This is a genomic window from Hydrogenophaga sp., from assembly GCF_965657535.1.
Lineage (GTDB): Bacteria > Pseudomonadota > Gammaproteobacteria > Burkholderiales > Burkholderiaceae_C > Hydrogenophaga.
The window spans coordinates 1-10966 of the sequence record NZ_CBFHOP010000015.1 but is presented as its reverse complement, the minus strand read 5'-3'; the positions used below and the strand labels follow the sequence as shown (position 1 = coordinate 10966).

Sequence of the window (10966 nt, the reverse complement as noted above, 5' to 3'; positions counted from 1 at the left end):
GAAGTGGATGTCGGGCGCTTCGGGTCTGGACTGCTTTGACCGTCAGCACGGTATACAATATACAAAAAAATGGAGGGGGTCAACCTGTTGTGGAGAAATTCCCAAAAATCCTAGGGTTTATTGCGATTTGGAATGGGGCGCAAGCCCCGAATCACAGAACGATGGCTGTTGACCTTAAATTAATTACGGTATACAGTATACTTAAATGAAGCCAAACCCGCCATCCGTGCAACCCAACAGCGAGTGCCCCATGCCTGTCGTCATCCTTCACAAGAACGGTCAGACCTTCCAGGAAGAGGTCAAGCCCAACACCAACCTGGTGGTGCGCGCCGGCATCAAGCAGTTCCCCTACCCCAACCTGCAATACGAGTGCGGCATGGGCAAGTGCGCCAAGTGCGCGACGCGGGTGATTGCAGGCGCCGAGCACCTGCCGCCGCCGAACTGGAAAGAAAAAAAACAGCTGGGTGAACGCCTGAACGAAGGCTACCGCCTGACCTGCCAGCTCTGGCTGGAGCACGACATCGAACTGGCGCAGGACTGATCCCGTCCCGGCCCTTGCCTTCCCCACGCCTCGACTGACTCCCCCCTCACCTTGAAGCCGAACCACCATGTATGTGATCCTGACCAGCAAACCCGGGCAATTCCACACCGAAGTGGGCGCAGCATTTCGCCCCGTCGAAGCCTTTGATTACGTGTTTTACGGTCGCGTGCGCGCCCGTTTTCTGATCGCCGAGCTGGACGGTGAAACCCGGGTGCGGCTGATCGACGAGAACGAACCGATCACCGTCAACGACGTACCTTCCAAATTCCTGCAGAAGTTCCAGAACATCGAAGGTGCGCGCCGCGAGCTGCAAAACCTCTGCGCGTTCGGCGACATGGACACCACGCTGGCTCCGTGCGACGTCGCCTCCTTCAGCCTCCAGACCCCGGTGGCCGCATGATCAACGTCACCTTCATCACGAACGACAACAAGCAGGTCGAGGCGCCGGAAAACAGCAACCTGTTGCGGGTGTCCCTGCGCGAAAAGGGGGGCATCCCGTTCAAGTGCGGTGGTGGCCTGTGTGGCACCTGCAAGTGCCGCATCGAGCGCGGCCTGGAGCACACCGACGAAGTCAAAGCCAAGGAGCGCAAGCACCTGGACGACGCGCAGCTGGCCGAGGGCTACCGCATGGCCTGCCAGACCTTTCTGCGCGGTGACGTGGCCGTTTCTTGGTGACTGCATGACGGGCAGCACAAGTGGCTTGCTGTCGCTGCTCCCGGGCTGGAGCGCCTACCTGGGCATGGGCGCCATGGTGCTTGCGGGCGCCTGCCTGCAAGGCGTCAGCGGTCTGGGGTTCGCCATGTTCTGCGCGCCCATTGCGGCGCTGCTCTACCCCGAACTGGTCCCGGGCGCACTGCTCGCCCTGGGCTGCCCGCTGGCGCTCATGACCGGGCTGCGCGAGTTCCACGCCATCGAATGGCGCACGGCCGGGCAAGCGATCGCCGGCCGGGTGCTGGGCACCGGCCTGGCCGCCGCCTGCATGGCCCTGTTGTCGGTGCAAACCCTTTCGTTGATGTTTGCCGCGCTGATCCTGAGCGGCGTGGTGCTCAGCCTCAAGGGCTGGCGGGTGGCGCACAGCGCGCGCAACACCACCCTCGCGGGCCTGGCCTCGGGCCTCATGGGAACCATCACCTCGGCCGGTGCGCCGCCGTTTGCCATTGCCATGCAACACCTGCCCGCCAACCGGCTGCGGGGCACGCTGGGTGCGGTGTTTTTCATCGGTGCGGCGCTGTCTCTCGTGGCGCTGGCGCTGGTGGGTCGCATGGGTGCCGCACAACTTGGCTTGAGCCTGCTGCTGATGCCCTGGATGGTGACCGGCTTTGTGCTCTCCGGCCGCCTCAAGTTCCTCATGCGCCAGCAGACGCTGCGGCCCATGCTGCTGGGTCTGGCCGCGTTTGGCGCGCTGGGCATTCTGGTGCAGACCCTGGCGCGCGCTTGATGATTTTCTGATTCCTTCCCTTCCGACGATCCCACCATGCAACACATCACCGACGACATGATCGACGCGGCCGTGAGCCCGCAGGACGCACAGCAAGTGCTGCTCGACGCCTTTCGCAGCTTCGGCCACGGCGAGGCCGCGATGCAGGAGCGCATCCGCACCGAGGCCCACGGCGTCAAGCTGTCCACCTTGGGCGCGGTCATCCCGGCCCAGAAGGTGGCGGGCGCCAAGGTCTACACCACCATCAAAGGCCAGTTCACCTTCGTTATTGTGCTGTTTTCAACCGAAGATGGCCGCGCGCTGGCCTCCTTCGACGCGGGGGCGATCACACGCCTGCGCACCGCCGCCTGCAGCCTGATCGCCGCGCGCCATCTGGCCCGCCCGGACGCGCGCCAGATGGCGCTGTTCGGTGCCGGCGTGCAGGGCCGTGCCCACGCAATCCAGATGGCCAAAGCCTTCGATCTCGAAGAAATCCGGGTCTGCGATCCCTATGCCCTGCCGGGCCTGGCCGAAGACCTGCAGCGCGCGTGTGGCACGCCGGTGCGCCTGTGTGAGGCCGCCGAAGCCGTGGCTGGCGCCGACATCGTGGTCACCGCTTCGCGTTCCACCACACCGCTGTTTTCGGGTGATCAGCTCCAGCCGGGCTGCTTCGTGGCGGCCATCGGCTCCAGCCTGCCGCACACCCGCGAGCTGGACGACCGGGCGCTGGAACGGGCCGCCTGCATCGCTGTGGAGTGGAAAACCCAGACGCTGCGCGAAGCCGGCGACCTGGTGCTGGCCCGCCCCGGCCTGGTGACCGAAGAGAGGCTGGTCGAGCTGGGCGCCCTGGTGACCGGTGCGGCTCCGGGCCGCCAGAACGGACACGACATCACGCTCTACAAGTCGGTCGGCGTGGGCCTGGAAGACGTGGCCCTGGCGGGCCTGGCCTGGCACCGCATCCAGGCGGGCGCATGAACAAAAGCCTCTCAGGGCTCCATGTCGGCGGCGTTGTACACGTGGCGCATGGCCAGCAGCGAAGCCAGTTCGGCATCGCCATGGATCACCGCGCGCAGGATGGCGGCGTGTTCGTCCCAGTTCTGCGGGCCGCGGGCGCGGTTGATGGGGGTGAACAGCAGGGCGGTGCGGTCGCGCAGCGAACGCATGATGTCTTGCAGGATGGAATTGGCCGCGATGCTGCCCAGCGCGTCGTGAAAACGTTCGTTCAGCTTCAGCATGGCCGCATCGTCGGCCTCGCTGTTGGACGCCCGCGTGCCTTCTTCCAGGATGCGCTCCATCTCGGCGATCTGCAGGGCGTCGTGGCGCTGAGCCGCCAGTTTGGCGTTGAGACCCTCCAGGGTGGCCCGCACCTCCACCAGTTCGCGCATCTGCTGTGGGCTGAAACTCGTCACCGACGCACCGCGTCGGGGTTCGATCGTCACCAGCCCTTCGGCCGCCAACTGGCGCAGAGCCTCACGCACCGGCATGCGCGAAACGCCCAGTTCTTCCGACAGCTTGCCTTCGACCAGCCGCTCGCCCGGCAGCATGCTGCCCGACAGGATGCGCTCCCGCAACGCGCTCACCACCAGTTCAGTCAGAGGCGAATGGTTGGCGCCGAGGGTGGGTGTTTTGGAAAGTGGATCCATGAAGTACCGCGTTTGTCTGAGGTTCGGCCGCCCGCAAAAACGCGGACGGTAGTTAATTTTATTTCGTTGAAAGGATACAGAATGCTGTTTGGATCAAACAAAACCTTATCAAACAAGGGGCTGAGCCGGAAAGCACTGTCAGAAGGCGGTGCCGCATGTTGAGCGCCGAACTGCTGGCCTGGCTGCCCGCCTACTTGGCGCTGGGCGTGGCGGGCGGCTTTGCCGCCGGCCTGCTCGGCATTGGCGGCGGCATGCTCTACGTGCCCTTGCTGACCTGGCTTTTCGAGGCCCAGGGATTCTCCTCGAGCACGCTGCTCCACCTTGCGCTGGGCACCTCGCTCACCACCATCGTGTTCACCTCCATTTCCAGCGCACGAACCCACCACGCCAAGGGCAATGTGGACTGGTCGATCGTACGCGGCATCACGCCTGGCATTGTGATCGGCGGGGTGATCGGTGGCATTCTGGCCAAACACCTGAGCACCACCATCCTGGCGCTGATCTTCGCCGTCTTTGTCACCTACTCGGCGGTGCAGATGTTCCTCAACGCCAAGCCCAAACCCAGCCGCAGCCTGCCGGGCGCGCCCGGGCTCGTCGGGGTTGGCGCGGCCATCAGCACGCTCTCGCAGCTGGTGGGCGCGGGCGGTGGTTTCCTCTCGGTGCCGTTCATGACCTGGTGCAACGTCAACATGCACCGCGCGGTGGGCACCTCGGCCGCCATCGGTCTGCCGATTGCCATCGTGGGCACGGTGGCGTTTTTCGTCAGCGGCCGCACGGTGACCGGCCTGCCCCCGGGCAGCCTGGGCTTCATTTACCTGCCGGCCCTGCTCGGTGTGCTGGTGCCCAGCGTGCTGATGGCGCCGGTGGGCGCCCGGCTCGCCTCCCGCCTGCCTGTGGCCACGCTCAAGCGCGTGTTCGCGGGCTTTCTGTTTGTGCTGGCGTTGAAGATGCTGCACTCGGCCATCGTGGCCTAGACCCGGAATACCCCGCCGCGCTGCGCGCGACCCCCTCAAGGGGGCGGCACTGGCGGCCCGGCAAAGCCGGTTCCGCGGTGCCTTGTGCCGACTCCCCCTCTGAGCGCAGATCACTCATCCGGTGCGAAATGTCTTGATCCGGGGAGGCGGTGGAACCGGCTTCGCCGGGCCACTCGCATCGCCCCCTTGAGGGGGTCGCGCGCCGCGCGGCGGGGGTGTTAATCGAGTTCGCTGCGATTGGCGGCGTTTTGCACGTGGCACAGGGCGAGCACGGCCGCCAGCTCGGAGTCGGCGTTGAGCACAGCGCGCAGGATGGCGGCGTGTTCTTCCCAGTTTTGCCGGCAGCGGTTGCGGTTGAACGGCGTAAACAGCAGCACGGTGCGGTCGCGCAACGAGCGCATCACCTCCTGAAGCACCGAGTTGCCGGCGGCCTGGCTCAGGGTTTCGTGAAACTGGTGGTTAAGCCGCTCCAGACCCAGCAGCTCGCCGGTATCGGCCAGGCGGTTGCCGTCTTCCAGCAGGCGGCGCATCTGCGCGATCTGTGCCGGGTCTTTGTGTTTGGAGGCCAGCTTGGCGTTGAGCGCCTCTAGGTTACCGCGCACCTCCACCAGTTCGAGCACCTGTTCCTCGCTGAAGCGCGTGACGCTGGCGCCGCGGCGCGCCTCGATGGTGACCAGCCCTTCCGCGGCCAGAAGGCGCAGGGCCTCGCGCACCGGAATGCGCGACACATCGAACTCCGCCGACATCCGGCTCTCGACCAGGCGGTGGCCCGGCGGCAAGCTGCCGTCGAGAATGCGCTCGCGGATTTTCTCCATCACCATCTGCGTCAGCGGTGAATGGCTGGCGCCCACGGTGGCGCCAGGGTCCGCCGGGTTCAAGCGGCGCCCGCGCAGCGGTGCAGGGCGGTGGGTGGGGTGCACCATGACGGCGGCGCTCTGAGGGGGCAAGGTGATCACCCTGGGGCTCACTGGACCTGGCGCATGGCCATGGCGCGTTGCGCTGCGGGCCGGGCCATGCAGCGCTGGTGCCAGGCCGTGGCGTGGGCGAAATGCTCGCCGCCGAGCACCGCCAGGCGCTGCAGCACGGCCGCCAGATTCAGGTCGGCTACGGTAAAGCCTTTGGACAACAAATAGTCCTGGTCTTTCACGCGATCATCGAGCACCTGCAAGCGGATCTGCAATTGGGCCCGTGCGGTCTTGGCCAGCTCCGGATGTCGCTTTTCCGGCGGGAGGAAACTGGTGTGGTGAAACCACTGGCGGGCCAGCGGCTCGATCTCGGTGGCTGCCCACAATGTCCATTGCAGGATCTGCGATGGGCCCGCGTCCCCCGACGCCCACAGGCCGCCTTGCGGGCGCGTGCGCGCCAGGTGCAGGGTGATGGCCAGCGATTCGAACAGCACCAGACCGCCATCGTCGATGGCCGGCACGGTGCCGTTGGGGTTGAGCGCGAGGAAGGCCGGGGCCTTCCGGGCTTCGTCCTGGTAGTGCAGGGGAATGTGTTCGTAGGCGATGCCCAGCTCCTCGGCCGCCCAAAGCGGGCGTATGGCGCGGGAGGCGGCGTTGCCGTAGATCTTCAAGGTCATGACTTGTCGGTGTGTTGGTGGGTTGAGAGAGGTCAGGCGGCCAGTGCCAGCCCGTCCTTGCGTTTGTCCGAGCCACCGATCAGGCGGCCCTGCGGATCGCGTAGTACCACCTGGGCACCCCCGAAATCGCTGCGGCCGCCAAGTTCGCCCAAGCCATGCGGTTCATGGTAGCCCGCAGCGCGCAGGGCTTCGGCCACGGCGGGTTGCGTTCCGCTTTCCAGCGCCAGTGCCCGCTCGGCTTCCAGGCGCCAGCGGGGTGCGTCGATCGCGGTTTGCAGTGGCTGGCCCCAAGCGGCGAGACGGGTGATGAGCTGCACCTGGCCTTGCGGCTGCATCGCGCCGCCGACCACGCCCAGGCCGGCGTGAAATGCACCGTCTTTCAGCACGGCCGCCGGCACCACCGTGTGGTACGGGCGTTTGTCCGGGCCCGGACCGTTGATGTGGCCGGGTTGCGAAAAACCGGAGCCTCGGTTTTGCAATACAAAACCGCAGCCCGGTGCCGCAATGCCCGAGCCGAAGCGTTTGAAAATGCTGCTCATCAGCGTGATGGCCAGGCCGCTGGCGTCCACCACGACGGTGCACACAGTGTTGCCGGCCGGGTCGGCCACGGTTTCTTTGGCGTGCTGCATGGCGCGGCCCATGTGTTCGACCATGCTGACCGTGGTGGCCGGGTCGGCGGGGTCCAGCGACAGGGCATCCAGGGCTTCAAGCGCGTGCAGCACGGCGATGCCGTGGGTGTTGGGCGGGCATTCCAGCACCGTCAGTCCGCGGAAGCGGGCGCTGGCGGGTGTCGCAAAATGGCCGCTGTGGCGGGAGAAGTCGTCGGCTGTCAGTGCGCCGCCGAGCTGTTGCACAGCACGCGCAGCGGCTGCGGCGGGTGTGCCCAGATAAAAAGCATCAGGTCCCTCGCTCGCCAGCGCTTCCAGCACCGCCGCCAGCTCCGGGTTTGCGAAGCGCTCGCCCGCGCGGGGCAGCGCGTCGGCCCGGTAGAGGACCGCACTGACAGGGTCCAGGCGCAACACGGGCTCAAACAGCGCCCACTCACGCTCAGCGACGGGCGCCACAGGAAAGCCTTCCCGCGCGGTTTGGATGGCGGACTGGAATAGACGGTGCCAGGGCAGGCGGCCGTAGCGGCCGTGCAGGTCGTGCCAGCCGCGCACCACACCGGGCACCGTGACCGAGAACACGTGCCGCTCGGGAATGCGCCGGTCGGGCAGGAGGTTCAGCGCGTCGAGGGAAAACTGGGCCGGTGCGCGGCCCGTGCCGTTGTAGCTCAGCGGTGCTTCACCGGGCGGCACCACCATGGCCAGCACGTCGCCGCCAATGCCGGTGGCCATGGGTTCGACCACGCCCAGCACCGCGTCCGCTGCGATCGCGGCGTCGACTGCGCTGCCGCCCTCGCGCAGCATCTGCGCCGCGGCCATCGCTGCCAGCGGGTGGCCGGTGGCCACCATGCTGTGCTCGCCCACCACACCCCAGGGCGGGTCTTGGGTAATTGGATTCATTGTTTGCTCCTGTGTACGACGATAAATTGTATACAGTATCCCAAGAAAGTGCAATTTCTGCCAACAATCCCGCCTCGTGGTGATCTGGATGTCGATAGGTGTCGCGCTGGGTGAGGTTTTCTGGAGCGCACCACTGCGCATCCCTGTGTCGATAAAAAAGGGGCGGCAGCTTTTTTGAGATGGGTGCTGCCCTCACTGTTCTAGCAGGGTGCTTGTGGTTGGCATGCCATATGCATACTGTATACGCACAGGGGATTGAAAAGGTAAAAAACATCAATACGCACTATTTTTGTGCACATTTTTGTCGTTAGAGCCCGAAAAAGAGGCTTCAAGCTCAGGGTAAGCACTGAGATGTTGCATTCAGTATGTTGTATACCATTTGCCAGGCGGACCGAATTGCCATCTTATCGCCAGTTGTCACCTCGGTGCATCGGATGATCGGACACCAGAACGGGTCGTTTTGCTTCTACGGGGGGCAGTGCCAGCCTGAATTGTTCAACCTGAAGGCACGGGGCCGGACTTGCCGTCGCCGTGATTTTCGTCAGTCATTTTTCGTCAACCCAGTCCCGACCCCCAGTCGGGTGTTCAACCCCACAAGATATTTCCCATGGACTCAACCGTAAACCTTACAGCGGCGCACTGGATGTACCTGATCGGTGTGATCAGCATCATCGTGACCATGATGTTCCGGGCAAACGTGCTCGTGCCTTCAATCATCGCCACCTTCCTGGTGGTCTTTGCCTGGACGGGCAACCCTCTCGATGCTGTGGGCAGCGTCTTTGGCGCCAGCTTCGTGGCCGCCAAGGAGTTGTTCAACATCTTCCTGGTGATTGCCCTGATGACCGCCTTGCTCAACGCCCTTAAGGCGCTGAAGTCGGACATCCTGATGGTTAGGCCCTTTCGCGTACTGATGAAAAACGGGGTTGTGTCATATCTGATCCTCGCCGCCATCACCTACCTGATCTCGATGTTCTTCTGGCCAACGCCAGCGGTGCCGCTGGTCTGCGCGGTGCTGCTGCCTGCAGCCATCGCGGCTGGATTGCCCCCACTGGTGGGCGCTGCAGCCATCGCCATCGCCGGTCAGGGCATGGCTCTGTCGTCGGACTACGTGATCGGCGTGGCACCCGGGATCAGTGCCAAGGCTGCCAACGCGGTGGCCGCACTGGTGGCGGACCGTGCGCTGGTGTTGTCGTTGATCACCGGCGTGGTGGCGTTGACTCTCGTGTTCATCTTTAATCGCAAGACCTTCAAGGTGGCCAGTCCGACTTTGCTGGAAAATTGGCAGGCGTTGGGCCAGATAAATGGTTCAGAACACGAACATGAAGGCTCTTCGCACAAAGCTGAAATTGCCAAGGGTACCCGCCGCGAAGAACAGCCGGTTACCGGGCAGGACCTGCGCCGCGAGATCGCCAGCGTGGACCAGAGCCGTCAAAAATGGTCCAAGGTGTTCGCTGTGCTCACGCCTCTCGTGTTCCTGGTCATCATCACCATCATGGCGTTGCCCAAACTGGGCATCCCGCTGCAGGACCTGAAGGGCGGGGCCGGTGCTTCGCTGGTCGGTGGCGCCGCTGCGTTGCTGATGTTGTTGGCTACGCTGGCCTTTCACGGCCCCAAAGGCATGCTGGAAGAAAGCGCCAACCACATCACCGAAGGGTTTGTGTTCGCATTCCGGGCCATGGGCTCGGTGCTGCCGATTGCTGGCTTTTTCTTCCTCGGCAACAGCGAAACCGCTGCTTCCATCCTCGGTATGTCCGCGAACCAGACACCCAGCTTGTTGTTCGATCTGGTGCGCGGTGCTCAGGACTGGCTGCCGCACAACAAGCTGTTCGTGTCCTTCGGTCTGTTGATCGTCGGGATGGTCACCGGCGTGGATGGTTCGGGCTTCTCCGGCCTGCCACTGACCGGCGCGCTGGCCGGCGCCATGGCCCCTGTTTCCGGCATGGAAGGGGCCACGCTCGCAGCCATCGGCCAGATGGGCGCCATCTGGACCGGCGGCGGCACCCTGATCGCCTGGTCTTCACTGATCGCGGTCGCTGGCTTTGCCCGTGTCTCGGTGCTTGATCTGGTGCGTGTGCTGACACCACCGGTGCTCATTGGCCTGGCCGTTGCCACCACCTCGGCCGTTCTCTTCTTCTGATTTCCCCGTCGATTGCACAGGGCCCGCAGCCGCGGATCTGGGCAGTGTGTATTTTTGTTCAATCCTCAAATGGAGTTCTTCATGAAAAATATCGTCGCAGTTTCCCTCGTGCTCGCTTCTGGCGCTGCTTCTGCGCAATCCAGCGTCACCCTCTACGGCATCGCCGACATGAACATCGCCTCGCGCAAGAGCGCCGACACGGGCGAGCGCACCACCCAGGTCAACAGCAGTGGCATCTATGAAAGCCGCATCGGTTTCAAGGGTTCGGAAGACCTCGGCGGTGGCCTGAAAGCCAACTTCCAGCTGGAGCAGGGCATTGCCATGGACACCGGCGCCGCCAATGGTTTCAGCCGCCAGTCGTGGGTGGGTGTCTCGGGAGACTTCGGTACCTTCAAGGCCGGCAAAGCCTGGAGCGCTTTCGATGAAATTTCCGGCGCCAGTCAGGCCGCCAAGAACTCCATGTTCGCCCCCAACGCCGGCGGCGTGTGGTTGACCGGTTCCTACAAGGACAACCCAAACAGTGGTCTGTACTACGAGACCCCCACGTTCGGTGGCGTCAGCGGCGCCGTCAGCTACGGCCTGGGAAAGGGTGGTGAAGGTTCAGTGGCGAGCATGTTCGTGAAGTATGCGAACGGTCCGGTGTACGCTGGTTTCGCGCAGCAGAACGAAAAGGGCACGGACGCGTCTGATCCCATCAAGTTCACTCGCCTCAACGGGTCCTACGACCTGGGCGTAGCCAAACTGCTGGCCAGTTATGGCCGTGTTGCCGCGAGTGGCAAAGCGACCAAAGAATGGCAACTGGGCGTCAACGTGCCGGTCGGCCCGGCTTGGCTGATTTCGGGTGGCGTGGCCCGTTCCTCGGGCGGCATCACGGGCTACTCGCCCGCCGACAACTACATCGGCAAGGTGGTTAACGTGACTGCCGCCGGCGCCCCCGATGTGGCGCGCACGGGCTATGGCATTGCCGCCTTCTACACGATGTCCAAGCGCACCTCCTTGTACGGCGGCTTCCAGGCCCACACCACCAAGGTCCCGGGCGCTGCTGACGCAGATGGCAACGTCGTGGCCGTGGGCGTGCTGCACCAGTTCTGACCGGTTGCCGCCCTGGCGGGAGGCGCCGACGGTGCTTCCCGCTTCCCAAACATCCCCTGGCGCCCATCTGGTGCC

13 protein-coding genes are annotated in these 10966 nt (G+C 64.4%); 9 read left to right on the top strand and 4 right to left on the bottom strand.

The genetic code is table 11. The features are described 5' to 3' along the window. The 6 genes from ACTG4K_RS18430 to ACTG4K_RS18405 form a co-directional block, all read left to right on the top strand. A partial coding sequence (locus ACTG4K_RS18430) for a hypothetical protein (protein WP_439115681.1) occupies positions 1-209 on the top strand: 209 nt, incomplete at its 5' end. 41 nt (positions 210-250) lie between these two features. After that, complete coding sequence (locus ACTG4K_RS18425; protein WP_439115680.1) at positions 251-541, top strand: 2Fe-2S iron-sulfur cluster-binding protein; 291 nt, start codon at positions 251-253, stop codon at positions 539-541. Between the two features lie 67 nt (positions 542-608). Then, complete coding sequence (locus ACTG4K_RS18420; RefSeq protein WP_439115679.1) at positions 609-941, top strand: ferredoxin; 333 nt, start codon at positions 609-611, stop codon at positions 939-941. After that, on the top strand, positions 938-1216 hold the full coding sequence (locus tag ACTG4K_RS18415; RefSeq protein WP_439115678.1) for a 2Fe-2S iron-sulfur cluster-binding protein: 279 nt from the start codon (positions 938-940) through the stop codon (positions 1214-1216). The genes ACTG4K_RS18420 and ACTG4K_RS18415 overlap by 4 nt, the downstream gene beginning before the upstream one ends. A 4-nt stretch (positions 1217-1220) precedes the next feature. Beyond that, positions 1221-1979 (top strand): sulfite exporter TauE/SafE family protein, encoded by a 759-nt coding sequence (locus ACTG4K_RS18410; RefSeq protein WP_439115677.1) that lies wholly within the window; start codon positions 1221-1223, stop codon positions 1977-1979. A gap of 36 nt (positions 1980-2015) precedes the next feature. Beyond that, a complete protein-coding gene (locus ACTG4K_RS18405; RefSeq protein ID WP_439115676.1) occupies positions 2016-2933 on the top strand; it encodes an ornithine cyclodeaminase family protein in 918 nt (305 codons plus the stop codon). Between the two features lie 11 nt (positions 2934-2944). Here ACTG4K_RS18405 and ACTG4K_RS18400 read toward each other — a convergent pair whose 3' ends face one another. After that, entirely contained in the window at positions 2945-3601 is a 657-nt protein-coding gene (locus ACTG4K_RS18400) for a GntR family transcriptional regulator (RefSeq protein WP_439115675.1), read from the bottom strand. Positions 3602-3756: 155 nt separating this feature from the next. Here ACTG4K_RS18400 and ACTG4K_RS18395 point away from each other — a divergent pair, with 155 nt between their 5' ends. Further along, positions 3757-4575 (top strand): sulfite exporter TauE/SafE family protein, encoded by an 819-nt coding sequence (locus tag ACTG4K_RS18395; protein ID WP_439115674.1) that lies wholly within the window; start codon positions 3757-3759, stop codon positions 4573-4575. Positions 4576-4793: 218 nt separating this feature from the next. Here the strand turns inward: ACTG4K_RS18395 and ACTG4K_RS18390 are convergent, their stop codons facing one another. The 3 genes from ACTG4K_RS18390 to ACTG4K_RS18380 are packed head-to-tail and all read right to left on the bottom strand — an operon-like array spanning position 4794 to position 7662. Next, positions 4794-5498: a GntR family transcriptional regulator gene (locus tag ACTG4K_RS18390; protein WP_439115682.1), complete on the bottom strand. Its 705-nt coding sequence runs from the start codon at positions 5496-5498 to the stop codon at positions 4794-4796. A 41-nt stretch (positions 5499-5539) separates the two neighbouring features. Then, positions 5540-6157: a glutathione S-transferase family protein gene (locus ACTG4K_RS18385; protein WP_439115673.1), complete on the bottom strand. Its 618-nt coding sequence runs from the start codon at positions 6155-6157 to the stop codon at positions 5540-5542. A gap of 32 nt (positions 6158-6189) precedes the next feature. Further along, positions 6190-7662 carry a gamma-glutamyltransferase family protein gene (locus tag ACTG4K_RS18380; protein ID WP_439115672.1) on the bottom strand — a complete coding sequence of 491 codons (1473 nt, stop codon included), beginning with the start codon at positions 7660-7662 and terminating at the stop codon, positions 6190-6192. 607 nt (positions 7663-8269) lie between these two features. On the opposite strand from ACTG4K_RS18380, the gene ACTG4K_RS18375 reads away from it, so the two are divergent. Both ACTG4K_RS18375 and ACTG4K_RS18370 read left to right on the top strand, forming a co-directional pair. Then, on the top strand, positions 8270-9799 hold the full coding sequence (locus ACTG4K_RS18375; protein ID WP_439115671.1) for a hypothetical protein: 1530 nt from the start codon (positions 8270-8272) through the stop codon (positions 9797-9799). Between the two features lie 81 nt (positions 9800-9880). After that, entirely contained in the window at positions 9881-10891 is a 1011-nt protein-coding gene (locus ACTG4K_RS18370) for a porin (protein WP_439115670.1), read from the top strand. Positions 10892-10966: the final 75 nt, after the last annotated feature.

Coding starts and splice junctions, on each gene's coding strand:
- ACTG4K_RS18425 (WP_439115680.1), top strand. CDS start 251: ATGCCTGTCGTCATCCTTCACAAGAACGGTCAGACCTTCCAGGAAGAG.
- ACTG4K_RS18420 (WP_439115679.1), top strand. CDS start 609: ATGTATGTGATCCTGACCAGCAAACCCGGGCAATTCCACACCGAAGTG.
- ACTG4K_RS18415 (WP_439115678.1), top strand. CDS start 938: ATGATCAACGTCACCTTCATCACGAACGACAACAAGCAGGTCGAGGCG.
- ACTG4K_RS18410 (WP_439115677.1), top strand. CDS start 1,221: ATGACGGGCAGCACAAGTGGCTTGCTGTCGCTGCTCCCGGGCTGGAGC.
- ACTG4K_RS18405 (WP_439115676.1), top strand. CDS start 2,016: ATGCAACACATCACCGACGACATGATCGACGCGGCCGTGAGCCCGCAG.
- ACTG4K_RS18400 (WP_439115675.1), bottom strand. CDS start 3,601: ATGGATCCACTTTCCAAAACACCCACCCTCGGCGCCAACCATTCGCCT.
- ACTG4K_RS18395 (WP_439115674.1), top strand. CDS start 3,757: ATGTTGAGCGCCGAACTGCTGGCCTGGCTGCCCGCCTACTTGGCGCTG.
- ACTG4K_RS18390 (WP_439115682.1), bottom strand. CDS start 5,498: ATGGTGCACCCCACCCACCGCCCTGCACCGCTGCGCGGGCGCCGCTTG.
- ACTG4K_RS18385 (WP_439115673.1), bottom strand. CDS start 6,157: ATGACCTTGAAGATCTACGGCAACGCCGCCTCCCGCGCCATACGCCCG.
- ACTG4K_RS18380 (WP_439115672.1), bottom strand. CDS start 7,662: ATGAATCCAATTACCCAAGACCCGCCCTGGGGTGTGGTGGGCGAGCAC.
- ACTG4K_RS18375 (WP_439115671.1), top strand. CDS start 8,270: ATGGACTCAACCGTAAACCTTACAGCGGCGCACTGGATGTACCTGATC.
- ACTG4K_RS18370 (WP_439115670.1), top strand. CDS start 9,881: ATGAAAAATATCGTCGCAGTTTCCCTCGTGCTCGCTTCTGGCGCTGCT.